The following is a 17,506-nucleotide window of genomic DNA, read 5'->3' as shown; positions in this document are numbered from 1 at the left end:
AATCATGAACGTTGAAGAATTCCTTTACAGAATAGGTGAGTCCGTGGACTCTGGAACCAGGAGGATTATCGAGTCCGTAAAGGGCTTCCTGCACCCCTCCCCCTCCTCCGAGCCTCCGCGCTTCAAGTACCTCAGAAAGCTCACCAAAAAGCCCCTCACCGTCCACGAGTTCCTAAGCCTCAAGCTCCAGCTGACCTTCCTCGGCTACCTCTCGCTCAACCTTGCCCTGCTCTTCTTGAGGCTCAACCCACTGTGGCTCGCGGGGCTTGCCGCGATCTACTTCCTATACCTCAGGTACACCCTGACCAGAAACAGGGAGTTCTTCATCGAATTTCAACCTTACAGGTTCTTCTACTACTCGATATCCACCATATCCTTCGGTGCGTTCCTCGGCTACGACCTCCTCAGAAGGATCGCCACGAGCGTCTACTATTACTACACCTACCTCACGCTGGTGGTCGTGGCCATCCTGGCGTTCAGGTGGTACTTCAAGGCGAAATACGGGCGGGACTACACCTACGGGGTCGTTGAGGAACTCAGGGGCGGCCTCGCCAGGGTATCCGTTCACGATGACATAGCCGCCAACGTCAAGCCCGGCTACTACTGGGTGGATGCAGTGGATGACCTCGAGGTGGGGCGGGTCGTTAAGCTCCTCATAGAGGACAGGAAGCTCAGGGGGGCGGTTCCGACGAGGATACTCGAGGTTTACCTCGGGGGTCAGTCCTCCCAGAGCTCGACCGAGCCGAAGGAGGAGAGCGAGAGCAAGAGCAGCAGGTAAAGGGACGTGCACGGCTCCCGACCGTAGGTCTTTGCAAAGCCCTCCCCGTTTTTGATTACGAGGGGCTCCACATTGGGGGAACATCTTACGATAATCTCCCCCTCCAGAAGCCCGTACTCAAGGTTTAGCCCCCGGCAGACCCTCTCGATGAACCGGAACGCCCTTCCGGGTTCTTTGAGCTCCAAATGATAGTAAATCGTGTGTCCCATGGTGCGCCCTCCACTACACTAAGGTAGCAATGAGTAAAACGTTAAAAGGTTTTCGATTTTACTTGTATCAATTTGAAAATAGGGAGTGGAAAGGGATTACCCAAGGACTTTTCGGAATGAACATGACCACGAGCCACATGAACCAGGGATAAAACAAAGAAAGGTGGGGTACTAAAGCTCTCCGCATAGAGCGGCGAAGTTCCTGTAGATTTCGCTCCCGTGCTCCGTGTGGGAGACCTCGGGATGGAACTGCACCCCGTAGATCGGCAACTCCTCGTGCTTCATCGCCTCGACGGGGCAGGTCTCGCTCCGGGCCAGGAGTTTGAAGCCCGGCGGAAGCTCCTTGACCTCGTCCATGTGGCTCTCCCAGACCCTCAGCTTTCCGGGAAGGCCTGCGAAGAGGTCGTCCTCATCGATTACCTCGACCTCGACGAGGCTGTACTCGGCCTTCTCACCCCTCCCGACCCTTCCGCCGAAGTGTTTCGCTATCAGCTGGTGACCGAGGCATATCCCGAGGATCGGAACGTTGAACTCGTCGTAGTGCTCCAGAATCGCCCCGCAGTTCCCGGTTCTCTCGATGTCGGGCCCGCCGGAGAAGATTATCCCCTTCGGCCCCATCGCCTTTATCTCCTCGAGCGGCGTCGTGTTGGGAACGATCCTGGCCTCGACGCCGAGGTATCTAAGCGTCCTCCATATCCTGTGGACGTACTGCCCGCCGTTGTCCATTATCAAAATCATGGGTTCACCCCCAGGAGTTCGAAGAAATCGTCCGCTTCATCGACAAGGTAAAACGCCCGCAGTCCGATCATCTTTGCCAACTCGGCCATCTTTTTATCGTTAGTGATGAGCTCTGGATAAAAACTCGAAAACAGTGGGAAAACCGCGGAGGTATCAGCCACGACCTTCATGTTTCCTCCTCCCGAAGCCGCAGGAGATAATCCGTTGGGTTCTCTCTAAACCTCTCCGGCGTTACTTTTCGCCTCATCTCCCTCGCGAGCTCAAGGAAATCCCGGGGTATGTCCTCACCCTTAGCCTCTGCCCCTCCTTCAGCCTCAGGGGCCTGAGGGATTTCGACACCCCGTTCCCGTAGATGGCCTCCACGATCCCACCCTTCGATACTACGTTGAAATGGGGATAAGGGTATCGCATCACTCGAACTCTATCGTCGCGGGTGGCTTGTTCGTTACGTCGTAGAGGACCCTTCCGACCTCCGGGATCTCGCTCGTTATCCGGAAGGCTATCCGCTGGAGGACATCGAAGGGAACGGCCATGGCGCTGGCGGTCATGCCGTCGAGGCTCTCGACGACGCGAACGGCCACCGTTTCCTTGTAGGCCCTTATGTCGCCCTGAACGCCCACAGTCTTAACGCCGAGCAGGACGGCGAAGGCCTGCCAGGGCTTCAGCTTGGCCTTCTCTATCTCCTCCTCGACTATCGCGTTGGCCTCCCTGACTATGGCGATCCTCTCGGGCGTGACCTCCCCGAGGACGCGGACCGCCAGGCCAGGCCCCGGGAAGGGCATCCTGCTGTAGATCTTCTCCGGAAGACCGAGCTCCCTCCCAAGCTCCCTGACCTCGTCCTTGTAGAGGTCGCGGAGCGGTTCTATGAGCTTCAGGTTCAGCCTCTCGGGCAGTCCACCGACGTTGTGGTGGCTCTTGATCTTTCCCCTGCTCTCTATCCAGTCCGGGGCTATCGTCCCCTGGATTAGGAACTCCGCGTCGATTTCCCCCGCGACCTCCTCGAAGACCTCGATGAAGACCCTCCCGATCACCTTCCGCTTCTCCTCGGGGTCCGTTACACCGCGGAGCTCGCCGAAGAACCGCTCACTTGCATCGATGTAGTGCAGGTTCAGGCCGAACTCCTCCCCGAAGGTCTTCCTCACGAACTCCGGTTCACCCTTTCTCAAGAAGCCGGTGTTGACGAAGACCGCGTGGAGTCTGTCTCCTATGGCCCTGTGTGCGAGCACCGCCGCCACGGAGCTGTCAACGCCACCCGAGAGCGCTATTACCGCCCTTCCGTCCCCTACCGTCTCCCTGATCTCCTCAACCTTCTCCCCGATGAACCTCTCCCACATGGACACCACCTTTTTCCCAGCATTCGGACGTCAATTTATAAACCTATTCTCCCGAGACTTAAACATGTTCATGTTAAAACTTCGTCGAGCCTGTCCTCTTCAAGGGCCTCCCTCAGCTCCATGGCGATCCGCCTCCCCGTACTAACGGGTTTATCGTAGCGGAGCCAGCTGTAGGGGGAGCCGTGGACGAAGGGGTTGGTCCCGGCGACGATCCTCGCGGAGACCTCGAAGACGACGAACTCCATCTCCTCCGTGAAGACGCCCTCAAGGCAGAAGGGACCCCACAGGCCGCCCATGAGCTCCCCGGCGGCTTTGACCACCCTCTCCCCCGCCTCGATGACGTCCATCAGGAGGCTCTCCCTCAGGACCAGCGGGACGTTGCCTATCACCGTGTAGTTGGTGTCCACCTCGAGGTCAAGCTGTTCCCTCGCCGGGATCCTCCCTATCGCGTCAACGGTGGATTCATAGCGTTTGTCCACGCTCATGAGCTCGAGCTCACGGCTGAGCTTGGAGTAGAAGTAGTGGGGGTAAACCGGAACGCCGAGGACGTACTCCTGAATCTGGATCCCCACGAGGTCTTCCTTGTCCCTGACGCCGAGTTTCTCGGCCTTCCTCCAGAAGTCCTCCGGGCTCTTCGCCAGGAAGTAGCCCCTCCCGCCACCGGCACCGTCGGGCTTGACTATAACGGGCCCGTCTATTTCGTCCGGGTCGTCGTACACGCGCGGGAGCCTCAGACCGGCCCTTTCGAGCCACAGCCTCTCAAGCGAGCGGTCACTCTCCCACCTCAGGACGGCCTTGTTGCCGTAGTACGGGACTCGCATCCGCTCGACCAGTTCGATTCCGAGGTGGGCTACGAAGGAGCCGGTTGGAATCACAACCGCGTCCAGCCCAAGGAGCTCCGCCTCGGGGTAGGTTCCCTCGATGAAGTAATCCGCAACTGGGAAGTAGCGGGTGTAGAGGGGCCTGACGCGGCCGCTCCCAAAGGCCACCGTTTCAAAGCCCTCGTCCCTCGCTCCCTTCAATATCTGAAGGGCCGAGTGGGATGAGTAGGTGGCTACTCTAAGGTTCATTTCATCACCAAAAAAATGTAGAAAAGCAGTTATTTTTAAGATTATTTTAACAAAAAAATGTTAATCATATGGACTCAAGTTTCCTCCGCAGGTTCGCCATCTCCAACGTAGTAAGGGCGTACTCAAAGCCCCTGTTGGATTTTATCCCCGCCCTATCGAGCCCCTGAAGTTCATCGTCAACGGTTATAACACCGAATACAACGGGCGTTTCATAGTTCAGGTTCACCTGGGCGATGCCCTTGGCGACCTCGCCGGCAATCAGATCGAAGTGGTGCGTTTCACCCCTGACGACGGCCCCCAGCGCCAGAACGGCATCGTACTTGCCTCTCTTTGCCAGTTCCTTGGCCACAAAGGGGATTTCAAAGGCCCCCGGAACCTTGAACACATCCGGGTCCTCTACACCGTGTCTCTTGAAACAATCCAGCGCTCCATCCAGGAGTCCCCTGGTCAGCAGGTCGTTAAACCTGCTCACGATTATTCCTATCCTCAGACCTTCGCCGTTGTATCCCCCCTCGTATATCATTTCCCTCCCTCCAGAAGAGGTTTTAAATCGTGTCCGAGCTTGAGCATCTTCACCTCAAGGTAAGGTCGGTTGACCTCGTTTACCTCCCCGAATAGGGGAATCACCTCAACGACCTCAATACCAAGTTCCTCCAGGGCTTTGGCCTTCCGCGGGTTGTTCGTCAGGAGCCTGACCTTTGATACCCCGAGTGCCTTGAGCATCTGGTACGCGACGCTGAAGTCCCTCTCGTCCGCTTTGAAGCCCAATGCCTCATTCGCCTCAACCGTATCGAGACCGCTGTCCTGGAGTTCGTAAGCTTTGATCTTGTTCTTCAGGCCTATGCCCCTTCCCTCCTGCTGCAGGTAGAGCAGAATCCCGCCGTTTTGGGCTATCATTCTCAGGGCATTCGTTAGCTGGCTCCCACAGTCGCACCTTGAGGAACCCAGGGTATCCCCTGTTAGACATTCGGAGTGAATCCTGACGAGGGGCACCTCACCGAGGGGTTCCTTCACTATCCCCACGTGCTCCCTAAAGTCCAGATCGTTGTCGAAGGCGATTACCTTGAAAGTTCCGTATTTGCTGGGGAGCTTTGCCCGGGCGGCAACTTTAACGAAGCTTTTCCGCCTCACCGTCTCCCTAAAGACCTCCCTGATCGTGACCACTGGCAGACCGTGTCTCCTCGCGAAACCCCTGACGAACTCGAAGTTGTGGGAGTTCCCGCTTTCATCCAGGAGCTCGATTATCAGCGCGTACCTCTTGAAGCCAAGCATCTCCACAAGTTCAAGGGAAGCCTCCGTGTGTCCCCTCCTGCGCGTTATCCCGATCCCGCCCAGCAGGTGCAGATGGCCGGGGTAGCGGAAGTGGTCGATTGTAAGCTCCTCGGCGATCTTCTTAGCTGTTAACGCCCTCTCCTCGGCGCTGATCCCCGTGAAGGTTCCCCCGTAATCGACGCTCATCAGGAAGTTGGTCTCGCTCCCCTTCGACGGAAGTCTGAAGAAGCCCCTCCTCAGGGCCTCATCCTCGTCCATGGCCAAGCAGAGCATCCCCTTGGCCTCAAGCATGAGGTTCAGTGTTCCAGGAGTAACGATCTCGGCTGGATAGACCAGATCAGCCTCAGCTTCCCTTTCCTCGTCGATAAGGACTATCGGTTTGCCCTCAAGAACGCTCTTCCTAAGTCCTTTCAGGTCCATAGCCATCACCCAGAATGCCCTTCAGGTACCTGGCAACGATGTCTATCTCGTAGTTCACCCGGTCCCCCACCCTCAGGAACTTCAGGTTGGTGTTCTCCCATGTGTGGGGGATGACCTGAACCCAGAACCAGTTTTTCCCAATCCGGGCGATCGTTAGACTTACCCCGTTGATGGCTATGCTCCCCTTCTCCACCACCCCGAACTTTTCTTTTGGCATTTCAAAGGCCATCCAGTGGGTGTTCCCCTTCCCCAGGACCTTTCTCAGCCTCAGGGTTCCGTCCACGTGCCCTGTAACGAGGTGCCCATTGATCCTATCACCAAGCTTTATGGCCCTCTCGAGGTTGACGAGCCTTGTCTCTGCGAGGTTGGTCCTCCTAAGCGTCTCTCCCCCAACGTCAAAGACCACCTGGCGCCCAATTTCGCTCACCGTCAGGCAGGCCCCGTTAACGGCGACGCTGTCCCCCGGCCTCACGTTCAGCGCGCTATCCACGTAGAGCCTCCCGCTGGAGTAATGCGCCTTTGCAACCTCTTCCACTATCCCCGAGAACATGGCCGCGCCTCCACGTAGATGCCGTCATCGAGCCTTTCAACCCCGAGGAACTCGAGCCTGAACGCATCATCGACGGTTTCAACGTCCAGGCACTCAAACGGAGAGATGCCCCTCCCAAAGAGCTTGGGTCCGTAGAACAGGTACAGTCTGTCAGCAAAGGGAAGAAACTGGCACGCTGACCTTCCCCCTTCTATTAAAACGCTGTCAATTCCCTTTTCGCCGAGAATTTCGAGTATTCTCCCTGGATCCGTTTCCCTGATGACCTCTGCTTTGGCCCACTCCCTTTCGCTATCCGTGAAGACGATGACCTTCCCGTCGTTGAAGACCCTAAAATTCCCGTCCGCGGTCAGCCCGTGCCTGTCGAGTATCACCTTGACCTTCTCGGTGCACCCCTTTATCCTGCAGGTCAGTCTCGGATCGTCTTTGAGGACGGTGCTGGCCCCGATCATTACCGCCATATGTTTTCTCCTGAGCTCCTGCACCTTCCTTCGGGCTTTTTCACCCGTGATCCACTTAGAAGAGAACCCACTCGTTGCTATGAACCCATCGAGGGTCAAGGCCAGCTTTATCGACACGAAGGGAAGCCCAGTTGTAATGTACTTGACGAACACCTCGTTCAGTTTCCTCGCCTCACCCTCGAGGACACCAACCTTAACCTCAATCCCCGCCGCCTCGAGCTTTTCAATGCCCCTTCCGTTGACCAACGGGTTGGGGTCCTTCATTGCCACCACAACTCTGGAGAACCCCTCCTGGATGATCCTATCGACGCACGGGGGTTGTTTGCCCCAGTGGGAGCACGGCTCCAGAGTAACGTAGAGAGTTGCCCCCTCAATGGAGTGGCCTTTGCTCTTGGCGTCTTCTATGGCGTTGACTTCGGCGTGCTTGCCGCCAAAACGCTCGTGGTAGCCCTTCCCTATCACCTCCCCATCTTTTACGATAACGGCCCCCACCATCGGGTTTGGGTTTACCGCGCCCTCCCCTTTTCTTGCGAGTTCCAGCGCCAGGCTCATGAAGTACCCGTCGTCCATGGCCATCGGTACCCCATGTATGTTCCGAATTTAAAAAAATTTGTTCTGAAAATGGAATATATCTAAGGTTAAACGGACCACCGCGAAGCTAACGTCCCTCACATCACTCTGTCAAAAAAGGAAAAAGAGTTCTACCTCATTCCCCCTCACCCAGGAGCTCTGGGAAGGATTCGTAGATGGCCTTAACCTCCTCGAGGGGCCGCCTCAGGAGCTCCCTTCCGTTCCACCGGAAGACCACGTCACTCCCCCCGGCCTCTCCGATGATGGCGAAGTGCCTGAAGAAGCCCTTTAGCTCATCGAGGTTTCCCTCCGGGAAGGCCACGATGTAGCGGCCGTGGCTCTCGCTGAAGGCGACCTCCAGTGGGTTCGTGGTTTCTGCAGGGACCTTTGAGAGATCCACCCGGAAACCGACCCCGTTTACCGCCATCTCGGCTAAAGCGACTGCGATTCCTCCCCCGCTCACGTCATGGACCGCCTTCACGAGGCCCGCCCTTACAGCATTTAGGATCCCTTCGGCGTTGGCCCGCTCCAGTTCAAGGTCCACCCGGGGGGCGAAGCCCCCTCCGAGGCCGAGCCTCGAGAACAACTCGGAGCCACCGAGTTCCCCCCGGGTTAACCCCACGGTACCTATCAGGAGACCCTCCTCGAGGCCCATTCCGGGGATGTCCTTTAGCCTCACCCTCCCGAGGCCTGCAACTACCGGGGTGGGTTTTATGGGCCTGCCGTTCGTCTCGTTGTAGAAGCTGACGTTCCCGCTCACGTAAGCCAAGCCGAAGGCCCTCGCGGCGTCGGCGAGGCCCCTGACCGTCTCCGCGAAGCTCCAGTAGACGTCGGGCCTTTCAGGGGATGCGAAGTTGAGGTTGTCCACCAGCGCGAGGGGTTCGGCCCCGACGCTCACGAGGTTCCGGACGGCCTCGGCAACCGCTCCCATCGCCCCGTGGTAGGGGTTGAGATGGCTGTGGTTTGGATTCCCGTCGGCCGTGAGGGCGAGGCCGTACTCGTCGTTGATCTTGAGCACCGCCGCATCTCGGCCGGGCTTGAGGACCGTTCTCCCCCCGACCTCGTGGTCGTATCCCTCCCATACCCAGCGCTTGCTCACGATGTTCTCACTGCCCCAGACGAGCTGGAAGGCCCTCTCGAAGGGAAGGCCGGGCATCTCAACGCCCCGCTCGATGTCGCGGGGCTTTAGCTCCCATTTCATTGTCGGAACGTCCGTGAGAAGGTCAATCGGCAGGTCGGCGACCTTCTTCCCCTTCCAGATGACGACGAAGCGCGGCTCCTCGATAACTTCACCGACCACCGCCCACTCGAGACCGTACTTCTCGAATACCCTTCCGAGTTCCCCAACGTCCTCCGGTCTAACCGCGAAGAGCATCCTCTCCTGGCTCTCCGAAATCATGACCTCCATTGCGTTCATGTTTGGTTCTCTCTGGGGAACTCTATCCGCGTAAATTATTGCACCAAAGCCCTTCTTTCCCGCCATCTCGGAGGCGGCGCACGTCAGCCCGCCACCGCCCAGGTCCTTGAGGGCCCTTACCCTTCCGGTGTAAACGGCCTCGAGAGTGGCCTCGATTAGGAGCTTCTCCGTGAAAGGGTCGGGAATTTGCACCGCTGAGCGGTCCTCCTCATCCGCGTTCTCGCCCAGCTCCTCGCTCGCAAAGGTGACGCCGTGGATCCCGTCCCGCCCGGTTCTGTTGCCGACCAGGATCAGCTTCAGGCCCGCCTCGGTAACGTAGCTGTGGGTCAGGTGCTCCGGCCTCATAATGCCGACGCAGGCGACGTTTACGAGCGCGTAGCCATCGAGGCTTTCATCGAACTCGGTTTCTCCGCCAACCGTCGGAACACCGATCCTGTTGCCGTAGTCGGCTATGCCCTTCACAACACCACCCAATAGGTAGCGGTTCCTCTCTTTCTCGAGAGGTCCGAAACGAATCGGATCCAGAAGCGCTATGGGGCGGGCGCCCATACATAGGATATCCCTAACGATTCCGCCGACGCCCGTTGCGGCACCACCGTAGGGCTCAACCGCGCTCGGGTGGTTGTGGCTCTCGATTCCGACGACTATTGCGGTGTTATCGTCGAACCTCACTATCCCGGCGTCCTCTCCGGGACCCAGAATTACGTGCTCGTTTTTTGTTGGGAGGAGCTTTAACCAGGGCCTGCTCGATTTGTAGGAGGCGTGCTCGCTCCACATGACCTCAATCATGGCCCACTCAACTTCGTTCGGCTCCCTTCCAAGCTTTTCCCTGATGATTTTCTCCTCGTGAGGAAACATGAGGATCACCTCCCTTATTGTCAGAAATATGTAAAAATTTAAAGTTTTTAAGATTTATTTTGGCAGTAAAATGTAAAAATAATGGAAACGGGATCGGGTGAGGCATTATGTCGCTCATCCCATAGACAACCAAAAACTATTAAACTCTAATGCATTATAGTTTTATGCATAAAACTATAAGGTGATGACATGTTCGTGGACAGAAGGCTTGAATTGAGGGTATTGCATTCCGCCTATAACTCGCTGAGAAAGGGTGAGAAGGTCAACGTGGCCGTTATCGGGCCGAGGAGGATCGGAAAAACGGAACTTCTCCTCAGGTTTAAGAAAGAGGCTCACGGAGTAATCCCATACCTGAACCTTCAGCGTATTGGAAGCCTGGAGTCGTTCATCTTCGCTTACACCCGGGAACTCCTCTATGAACTCGCCAATGCGCTGGATACGAAGGTCGAGAGGAGCGAGCTCTTGACGTGGGACGACCTGCTGATCCTCTCGGCAAAGCTTAACGTCGATGGAGAGGTTAAGGCGATCAAGGGGGGAACCCTCGAGACCCTCTTTGAAATGCAGGAGTCAATTTTAGAAAAGACAGAACAAAAAGCCGTTTTCATTCTGGACGAATTTCAGGAGGTTCTTAACTTTAAAGGGTTCCTGGAGACGATGCGTGCCATCACAGAAAAGCAGGAGAAAATAGCGTACTTCATTTCCGGCTCCGCCGTTAGGATGATGGAGGAAATTTTGGCCTCAAAGAATCCCTTCTTTGGGCAATTCCGACGGATTTACCTGAGGGGCCTGCCGAAGGAGGATACGATAGCGCTCTCAAAAGCAATCCTGGAAAGGGCAGGGACTGAAACCACTCACTCGGCCCTTGAATTGCTCCACCGCCTCACACAGGGACATCCCTTTTATGTTTTAGCAGTTTGCAGGCGTCTGGTCGAGGAGGGCTTTGAGAAGATCCGGCGTAAAGACGTCCACTACGCCTTCCTCACCGAACTGCTGAGTGAGAAGGGGGACATCTACGCGCACCTTGAATACGTCTTCAACGAGTCCCTCTCAAGGGCATATAAGGGGCCTATACACAAACAGATACTTCTTATCCTGGCCCAGGAGGAGGGACTGAGGCTTTCGGAGATAGCCAGGCGTTTGAACAAACCCAGCGGGGAGGTGTCGAACTACCTGAAGTTCCTCCTGAGGACTGATTTAATCACGAGGCAGGACGGGAGGTACTACTTTACGGACAAGCTTATGCGCTTCTGGCTCGCAAAGACCTACCTTGGCATTACCGAGCTGGAGCTCAGGCGGGAGAAACTTCTGGAGGAACTTATTAAGGAGCTGGAGGAGAAATACCTCAGGGCAAAACAAGAGCTTGGAATTGCAGAAGAGGCCATGGTCAGGGAGAAACTACGGGAAACCCTGGGCGTTGACTTTCGTCCCTACCAGAGGGGTGACGTTGAGTTCGACGGGGTCGCCTTTGGTGATAAGGTTTACGTGCTTGAGGTTAAGTGGAGGAACCGGCCCGCGACCCGCAGGGACATAGAGAAGTTCGTCGGAAAGGTTAGGAGTGAATTTGGCTCCGCTGTGATGTTCTTCTTCTCAAAATCCGGGTTCACGGAGAAAGCCGGGGAGTCATGCGAGAAGGAGGGAGTTAAGATGCTCACGCCTAAGGATTTAGAGGTGAGCTGAGCTATAAGAAGCCCTCTTCGGGTGAATCATTATGCCACCGAAGTCCTTGGATAGCTGTATATCAGACGCGCTCCGCTTTTTCTATTGTTTTTCCGTTTCGAAATCGCAGTATTGAAGCTTTTGATTACTCTATTCTTATTTTAATCCCGTCGAGTGTGAATTCTCCGTTATTACACTACGCTCAACAGGGGGAAGGCTAAAGTGAGAGCATCCCCCGTCCTCAATTTCACCCGAAGGCAACGACCCGTTTAATGCTCGTCAGGTAAACGAAGTAATGGTAGTCCCCCAGGCTCTCATCCCCATTCGATGGTTTTCTCCCGAACACGTCGGGCGTTCCCGCGATCAGGAGTAGGAAGCCATCCCCATTCGGATTTTTCAGTGCTTCAACGAGGAAGACGCCACTCGAGTAAGCGGTACCATCCACAACGACTGAGCAGTTCTTAAGTTCAACGTATTTATTCAGGTTACGGGTTATCGGGGAATCCAGCGGTGCGATTACGATAAGGTTACCCCCATCGAGCCTGTCTGTAAGCCTCGCATTAAAGCCCGCCTCTTTGAGCATCTCAACGTAGTTTTTGACGTAGGTACTCTCTGAGAGGTTTCCCACAACGTAGACTTTAACTCCTTTATGTTTAAATTCCAGGAAAGCCCTCTCGATGGTCGGTTCGGGAGAGACGTTCTTCCAGAAGCCATCCCTGTACCACTTCCCCATGAGCCTCGCGAGCTCTGGCATGAAGCTCCCGAAGGTGGGGTATTTATCTCTGTTCGGAAGGTAATCGGTTAGATAAGCCCTGTAAACCTTTCCAACGAGGTAGAAACCGAGACTTTCCTGACCCTCTATGAACCTTTCAGCACTCTGATTTCCCTCCGTTTCGAGGATGTAGTAAGCGTTGAAAGCCCTGATGAAGGTCTCATCAAGATAGACCTTCCAGGTGGAGTACGCCATGGATGGCATAACCTCCTTTACAGGTGAGAACATCTGGGAGTATTCTTTGAACTCGGCGTAATGAGCGTCCACCGCGGGATTGACGAAGCTGTGGGCTAACTCATGGACAGAGGCATCGCAGTATGAGCCATTAGAGCAAACGCCGAGAAATCCATAAACGGTACCGCCATCCATGTAGCCACCGTAACTGCTATACATCTCAAGGGGCTGAAGGACAAAGACATAGCGTTCCTTCCTCCCTCCGAAGAAGTTCTCCTCAAAATTTGGAATGCTGAAAAGATTCGGGTTCTCCTTAAGGGAGAGGTTTATCTGCCCCTCATAGAATTTTCCATGTCCCTCGTAGAATCCTGAAAAGTTCGAGTCCCTGGCGAACTCCTTCATAGCTAAAGCGAGTTCGTTGAGGAGTTTTTCGTCCCCGTGAACCCTCCCTATTAGATGTTCATCCCACTCCGTGGAGTTCAGCTGCATGGCAAACCTGGGGATTGCATCGTATTTCAAACCTTTCTTCATAGCCTTTCTGGCGAGGAGCACCGCCTTATGGTTTTTGTAAGGGGAGAAGTAAGACATTGCCTCCCTGGCATAGGGCGTGTCGTTATAGTTCCAGCCGGCCATGTGGAAGACAACATCCGTGAGTTCAAGGTAGGGATTGACTTCAACGCAGACGTTACCCGAGCAATCGGAAATGGGGGAGAGGTTGAGATGAATGACAGGCTTTTGCTGAACTCCCGAAGGGGTGATGTAATAGGCGAAGAAAATGAGGAGAATTAAAAGGGGCACCATCAGGGACTTAACATCCGGCATCTTTTCCCCATCCATTATGATGCGTTCTATCGGGTTGCTTCACTTACTCAAGCCTCTTCCTTCTCCTGATACCTTCACGAAGATGCTCTCCAACGGTGTCTCCTTAGGTTTTACCTGGTAGACGTTGACGCCCTCGGCAACCAAGGTTTTTATTATCCCCGGCACTTCAGCGTTGTAATTGGAGACACGAACGGCGATGCCGGATCCCTCATCGCGCCTCACTTCGTACCCAAGATTTTTTAGGAGGTTTATCGCCAACTCGGGTTTGTCCGTTGTTATTCCAATCTCGATGTTGGAAACCCTTGAAAGCAGGTTGTCAAGCTTATCCTCAACAACGAGCTCTCCATCGTTTATTATCCCAACCCTGCATTTCACACCCTCAAAGTGCTGGAGTTCCGTGAAGATATGGGTTGAGAAAAGAACGACCTTACCCATCCTGATCATTTCCAATATCTTATCTCTCAAACTCAGAACCCCTGGAACGTCAAGATTGCTGAACGGCTCATCCAAAACCAAAACCTCTGGGTCATGGAGGAGCGCCCTGGCCAGCGCAAGTCTCTTTCTGAAGCCCCTGCTCAGGTTCCCGGCGTTAACATTCCGGTACCTTTCAAGTCCAAACTCCTTTATAAGTTCATCAACCCTTCCCCCATTGATGTCGTAGACTTTAGCAAAGAACAGCAGGTTTCTGTAAACGCTTAGATCCGGGTAAATTCTCTCACCTTCAGGCAGGTATCCAATTTTCCTTTTGGCACTACCCGGTTCAAGCCACAAGTCAACTTCATTGACCAGAACCCTACCTTTAGAAGGCGGGAGAACGCCTGTGACAACTCTAAAGGTCGTGGTTTTTCCCGAACCGTTTGCCCCCAGGAGGACGTAAACTTCATTCTCCTTTACAGAAAAGCTCAGATCCCTTATTACATCCCTCTCACCGTAGCCGGCACTTATGCCCTCAACTGTGAGCATGGGATCACCTCACGGGTTGGATATGAAGGAAAGGCGGTTGAATTTCAGGAACTTTAAAGATGCGAGTATCATTAAGAAATCCGCCACTGTGAGTATTTTGATAAGCCTGAAAAAATCTACAAGATCCATACGGATGAGAAGGAGTACGATGACAACGGGGATGATTCCAATCAAACTTCCCACCTGTTCTCCAAGTTCTTTTGCCCTTGCGCTAATTAAGAGGCCGATGGGAATTGCCAGAAGAACGATCGATAGTGGATATAGGACGGACAGTATAATGTAATCCTGCGTGGGTACCCACATCCTGCCCAGACTCTTCAAAGTCAGGGCTTCGATTCCCAGGGTATTTGTTAAAAACAGGGCCATCCACGTAGTTATCCCCATGCTCACGGAGGCTATGATTTTTCCCCCAAGGATTTCCCCATCCTCGAGGGGGGTGGAGAACAGCACCTCCATCGTTCCCAATGTACGCTCCACAAAAAAAGATGCCAAAATAGATGTGTATGTTGTAAAATATGAAAACACAGCAATCGTGGGGGGAAGCTGGACGACCATCGCTGCCAGTAAAATCGCATTATCGCCCATTTTCTTAACATCAAGCGGACCGATGCCAAAAACAGTCGGGGATGAAGATATTTGTTTTATAGCAATTGCTCGAGAATATGATGTTAAAGCTTTTGGACCTGTGATATAGTTGATCCCGATGATTATCGCGTAGAGCACTATAACTGTCAAAGTCGAGAAGATTATTTTTCTATTTCCAACGTACGTCCAGTATTCCTTTAGCACGATGGATTTAACGTTGTCCCACCGCATGTCACAGCCCCCTTGGTTATTTACTGGGATTGTCTATGACGAACAGCCCCTTTTCGGTTCTGACTAAAAGTGCAGAGGACTGTGTGGTTGCAAAAAATGCATCCTGCCCTTCCCTTGTTGAAAAATAACCAATGCATATGTTACCAATCCGCATGCCAAACTTTCTAGCTTTAGCTATTGAAAAAACAGACACAGGGATTGTTTCAATCACTTTATATTTCCGTGTGATAAGGGGATGTTTCACGATTAAACGGTCACCTCTGAGCTGAACATCGTAGGGTGTAATTAGGAAAAACATGAGGAGCAAGGCTCCAACAATATAGAGGGCTACTTCCCCTTTCAGGAACGCAAGTATAAGGGAGATGATTCCGATTCCAAGGAACGCTATGCTAAGGGTTTTAAGCCTCCCCATCTCAATCTACCTCCGTGAGTATAATATCGATGAGACTTATATACCTTTCATTGTTACCATCGTTGATTTTAATATAACCACTTATGAACCGCATCATGAGAAGATAGGCATCTTTGCAAAGCTAATAACCATTAATGCCAACATCTCTCAATACGGTACCCGTTCTGGTTGGCCGTAACTTTTGTAAACATCGTTACGGCTAACCTTCCACCCTCCCATCTTCATCGGGTGGCTTTCGGGGGGAACGGGCACTCCCCACATCTTCAGGGCTCTCAAGCGGATGTTCCAGCTCCCAACAACGTCCCTATCAGCCTCAAAACCACACTCACACTTCACCCGCCGGTACCCATTCGGGCTTAACTTTCCCCCACATACCGGGCACCGGGAAGAAGTGTAAGCCGGATCAACAAAAACAACACTCACGCCCCTCAACTTCGCCTTGTACTCGATGATTGACTGCAACTTTCGGAAACTCCAGCGGTGAAGCCTCCCGTTCATTTCAGCCGAATACCTTATCGAATCCCGAATGTTCGTCAAGTCCTCCAAAGCTATTCCACCGTATTCCTCCGCCAGTTCAACAATCTTATTCGCTATTTTGTGGTACAAGTCGTTCAGCCTGTTCTTTTCTCTTCCCCCATACTTCTCGAGGAGTTTCTCCCGCTTCTTGCCTGCCCTAAACTTCTTCTGAATCCTCCGCCTCTTCAGGAAGTAACCCGTCCTGATTTCACGCTCATGAGTGATGATTTGCACGAACTCACCATCCGGGAGGCTCAGGGTTACATTGTTCTCGTTCAGGTCAACGCCGACGAAAGTCTTTGCTTCTCCAACTTCAACTTCCGTGGAGAAGACGACGTTCACGAAGACGCCTTTTGGGGTTTTAACCAACCAGGCCTGCCCAACCTTCCAGCCCCGGAACTTCTCGTGGTACCTTGCGGGGTAAAACTCCAGCGAAATCCTCCCGTTAGGAGTGGAGAGTTTTATTATCTTTCCGTCGAGGTCGAGCTTGAAGAGATGATCATCGAGCATTATGACTTCCTTCCTGAAGACTGGCCTCCCCTTTGCCTTTCCCTTCTTCTTCCTCTTCCTGTAACTCTTGTAAATCCACGCGGCCATCTGGCAGGCCGTGTAGAGGTAGTGGCTTGGTAGTTCCGGGTACTCTTTGCGAAGGCTTTTGTACGTTTCTTTTTTCAGCCTGTAGAAGCTGGTGATGTTGTTCTCGTGAGCGTGGGTGATGAGGGTGTTCACTATTTCTCGGTAAGTTTGGAATAGGCCATCTAACCCGTCTGGAATCTCTTTGAGCTTGAATTTTGCGGTGAGTTTTATCGTTTCATTCGGCATTTTCCAGTTCCTTTCTTGTTTTCTTAATCCAATCTTTTATCGCTTCCTCAACTGCAATGCTTAGGACTCCCCTCTTGTTCCCATAGCGTTCTTTGGCCAGCCTTTTGAATTCTTCAAGCGTTTCACTGTCGATGACAAAAGTCGCTTTAGGCATTACTAACACCCGTCAAGGGAATACTAAGTTGTAGTATTTAAACCTTGCGGTGATGAAAGACAACAAAGTTACAAAAACCACCAACCAAGAAACAGCCCAACTACCTTGATTATCTTCTCATAGGCTCAATAATCCACAACCTCGTCTTCCTGCCCAGGGGGAGCATCTCGTCCTTTGTACTCGGCAGAATTTTTCCGGTTCTTTACAATTCTCCGGCATCTTTAACTTCAATCTTCATTGGGATTAACGCCTGGCGAATCCTGTGGAACTTAGGACTTACCGTAGTGATAGCAATAATCTATGTCCTCTTCTTCGGGTTAACCATCCACCTTAACCTTGGCGTTATAATCGTTATCCTGAGCGGAATATTGCTAATTTTCGCCCTCGACCTGTTTTCAGCCGGCTTTAGAATTGGCACTAAAGCGAAACAGGACCCGCTGAACTGGTTCTTCAACATTACCGCCCAGCTCGTCAGTGGTTTATACTTTCCACCCGAGGCTTTGCCATGGTGGCTTCAACCATTATCAAAAATCCATCCAGAGACGTATATCCTCCAGATGGGCAGGCTCACAATGGGTGGCGGCTACTCTTTATCTCGAATCCTTCCAAGCCTGACGAACATGCTCCTCATCACCGCCATAATGCTCCTCGTAGGATACCTGACTTTTAGATGGGGCTTTAACAAGGCGAGACAGCTGGGAACACTGGGACACACGTGAGGTGGT

At 53.4% G+C, this 17,506-nt stretch carries 20 protein-coding genes; 3 read left to right on the top strand and 17 right to left on the bottom strand.

Annotated elements, in window-relative coordinates; genetic code table 11:
- Nucleotides 1–4 precede the first annotated feature (4 nt).
- Nucleotides 5–778 carry a DUF2101 family protein gene (locus tag A3L02_RS01550; RefSeq protein ID WP_088862307.1) on the top strand — a complete coding sequence of 258 codons (774 nt, stop codon included), beginning with the start codon at nucleotides 5–7 and terminating at the stop codon, nucleotides 776–778.
- On the opposite strand, the gene A3L02_RS01545 is transcribed toward A3L02_RS01550, so the two are convergent.
- From A3L02_RS01545 to purL, 11 genes are all read right to left on the bottom strand, one after another.
- Complete coding sequence (locus A3L02_RS01545; protein ID WP_088862306.1) at nucleotides 718–987, bottom strand: hypothetical protein; 270 nt, start codon at nucleotides 985–987, stop codon at nucleotides 718–720. The genes A3L02_RS01550 and A3L02_RS01545 overlap by 61 nt on opposite strands.
- A gap of 171 nt (nucleotides 988–1,158) precedes the next feature.
- Nucleotides 1,159–1,725 (bottom strand): GMP synthase subunit A, encoded by a 567-nt coding sequence (locus A3L02_RS01540; protein ID WP_088862305.1) that lies wholly within the window; start codon nucleotides 1,723–1,725, stop codon nucleotides 1,159–1,161.
- Entirely contained in the window at nucleotides 1,722–1,895 is a 174-nt protein-coding gene (locus A3L02_RS10300) for a hypothetical protein (RefSeq protein ID WP_204247207.1), read from the bottom strand. Before A3L02_RS10300 ends, A3L02_RS01540 begins: the two co-directional genes overlap by 4 nt.
- Nucleotides 1,896–1,968: 73 nt before the next feature.
- Nucleotides 1,969–2,088, bottom strand: coding sequence for an antitoxin family protein (locus A3L02_RS10365; RefSeq protein ID WP_237268614.1), 120 nt, complete (start codon nucleotides 2,086–2,088; stop codon nucleotides 1,969–1,971).
- 47 nt (nucleotides 2,089–2,135) lie between these two features.
- Nucleotides 2,136–3,059 carry a glutamine-hydrolyzing GMP synthase gene (gene guaA / locus A3L02_RS01525; protein WP_088862304.1) on the bottom strand — a complete coding sequence of 308 codons (924 nt, stop codon included), beginning with the start codon at nucleotides 3,057–3,059 and terminating at the stop codon, nucleotides 2,136–2,138.
- A gap of 68 nt (nucleotides 3,060–3,127) precedes the next feature.
- Nucleotides 3,128–4,129, bottom strand: a complete 1,002-nt coding sequence (locus A3L02_RS01520) for a formate--phosphoribosylaminoimidazolecarboxamide ligase (RefSeq protein WP_088862303.1) — start codon at nucleotides 4,127–4,129, stop codon at nucleotides 3,128–3,130.
- Nucleotides 4,130–4,193: 64 nt separating this feature from the next.
- Nucleotides 4,194–4,652, bottom strand: a complete 459-nt coding sequence (gene ribH / locus A3L02_RS01515; protein ID WP_088862302.1) for a 6,7-dimethyl-8-ribityllumazine synthase — start codon at nucleotides 4,650–4,652, stop codon at nucleotides 4,194–4,196.
- Nucleotides 4,649–5,821 carry a bifunctional 3,4-dihydroxy-2-butanone-4-phosphate synthase/GTP cyclohydrolase II gene (locus tag A3L02_RS01510; RefSeq protein ID WP_088862301.1) on the bottom strand — a complete coding sequence of 391 codons (1,173 nt, stop codon included), beginning with the start codon at nucleotides 5,819–5,821 and terminating at the stop codon, nucleotides 4,649–4,651. The genes ribH and A3L02_RS01510 overlap by 4 nt, the downstream gene beginning before the upstream one ends.
- Entirely contained in the window at nucleotides 5,802–6,371 is a 570-nt protein-coding gene (locus A3L02_RS01505; protein WP_088862300.1) for a riboflavin synthase, read from the bottom strand. The genes A3L02_RS01510 and A3L02_RS01505 overlap by 20 nt, the downstream gene beginning before the upstream one ends.
- Complete coding sequence (ribD, locus tag A3L02_RS01500; RefSeq protein WP_237268613.1) at nucleotides 6,356–7,405, bottom strand: bifunctional diaminohydroxyphosphoribosylaminopyrimidine deaminase/5-amino-6-(5-phosphoribosylamino)uracil reductase RibD; 1,050 nt, start codon at nucleotides 7,403–7,405, stop codon at nucleotides 6,356–6,358. The genes A3L02_RS01505 and ribD overlap by 16 nt, the downstream gene beginning before the upstream one ends.
- A 130-nt stretch (nucleotides 7,406–7,535) precedes the next feature.
- Nucleotides 7,536–9,674: a phosphoribosylformylglycinamidine synthase subunit PurL gene (gene purL, locus A3L02_RS01495; protein WP_088862299.1), complete on the bottom strand. Its 2,139-nt coding sequence runs from the start codon at nucleotides 9,672–9,674 to the stop codon at nucleotides 7,536–7,538.
- A 189-nt stretch (nucleotides 9,675–9,863) separates the two neighbouring features.
- Between purL and A3L02_RS01490 the strand changes: the two genes are divergently transcribed.
- Nucleotides 9,864–11,351, top strand: a complete 1,488-nt coding sequence (locus A3L02_RS01490) for an AAA family ATPase (RefSeq protein WP_088862298.1) — start codon at nucleotides 9,864–9,866, stop codon at nucleotides 11,349–11,351.
- A gap of 226 nt (nucleotides 11,352–11,577) precedes the next feature.
- On the opposite strand, the gene A3L02_RS01485 is transcribed toward A3L02_RS01490, so the two are convergent.
- The 6 genes from A3L02_RS01485 to A3L02_RS10145 form a co-directional block, all read right to left on the bottom strand.
- Entirely contained in the window at nucleotides 11,578–13,098 is a 1,521-nt protein-coding gene (locus tag A3L02_RS01485; RefSeq protein WP_157895712.1) for a DUF4932 domain-containing protein, read from the bottom strand.
- Between the two features lie 39 nt (nucleotides 13,099–13,137).
- Nucleotides 13,138–14,061, bottom strand: a complete 924-nt coding sequence (locus tag A3L02_RS01480) for an ABC transporter ATP-binding protein (RefSeq protein ID WP_088862296.1) — start codon at nucleotides 14,059–14,061, stop codon at nucleotides 13,138–13,140.
- Between the two features lie 9 nt (nucleotides 14,062–14,070).
- Nucleotides 14,071–14,877 carry an ABC transporter permease subunit gene (locus A3L02_RS01475; RefSeq protein WP_088862295.1) on the bottom strand — a complete coding sequence of 269 codons (807 nt, stop codon included), beginning with the start codon at nucleotides 14,875–14,877 and terminating at the stop codon, nucleotides 14,071–14,073.
- A 16-nt stretch (nucleotides 14,878–14,893) separates the two neighbouring features.
- Nucleotides 14,894–15,289, bottom strand: a complete 396-nt coding sequence (locus A3L02_RS01470; RefSeq protein WP_088862294.1) for a hypothetical protein — start codon at nucleotides 15,287–15,289, stop codon at nucleotides 14,894–14,896.
- A 147-nt stretch (nucleotides 15,290–15,436) separates the two neighbouring features.
- Nucleotides 15,437–16,627 carry an RNA-guided endonuclease InsQ/TnpB family protein gene (locus tag A3L02_RS01465; protein ID WP_088862293.1) on the bottom strand — a complete coding sequence of 397 codons (1,191 nt, stop codon included), beginning with the start codon at nucleotides 16,625–16,627 and terminating at the stop codon, nucleotides 15,437–15,439.
- Nucleotides 16,617–16,790 carry a hypothetical protein gene (locus A3L02_RS10145; RefSeq protein WP_157895711.1) on the bottom strand — a complete coding sequence of 58 codons (174 nt, stop codon included), beginning with the start codon at nucleotides 16,788–16,790 and terminating at the stop codon, nucleotides 16,617–16,619. Before A3L02_RS10145 ends, A3L02_RS01465 begins: the two co-directional genes overlap by 11 nt.
- Before the next feature lie 275 nt (nucleotides 16,791–17,065).
- On the opposite strand from A3L02_RS10145, the gene A3L02_RS01460 reads away from it, so the two are divergent.
- The gene (locus tag A3L02_RS01460; protein WP_335755129.1) at nucleotides 17,066–17,500 is read left to right on the top strand and encodes an ABC transporter permease; all 435 of its coding nucleotides are present in this window, start codon (nucleotides 17,066–17,068) and stop codon (nucleotides 17,498–17,500) included.
- Nucleotides 17,501–17,506: the final 6 nt, after the last annotated feature.

The sequence above is a fragment of the Thermococcus celer Vu 13 = JCM 8558 genome (genome assembly GCF_002214365.1).
Classification (GTDB): domain Archaea; phylum Methanobacteriota_B; class Thermococci; order Thermococcales; family Thermococcaceae; genus Thermococcus; species Thermococcus celer.
The sequence above is the reverse complement of the archived record's forward strand: the minus strand, read 5'-3'. Positions and strand labels throughout refer to the sequence as shown.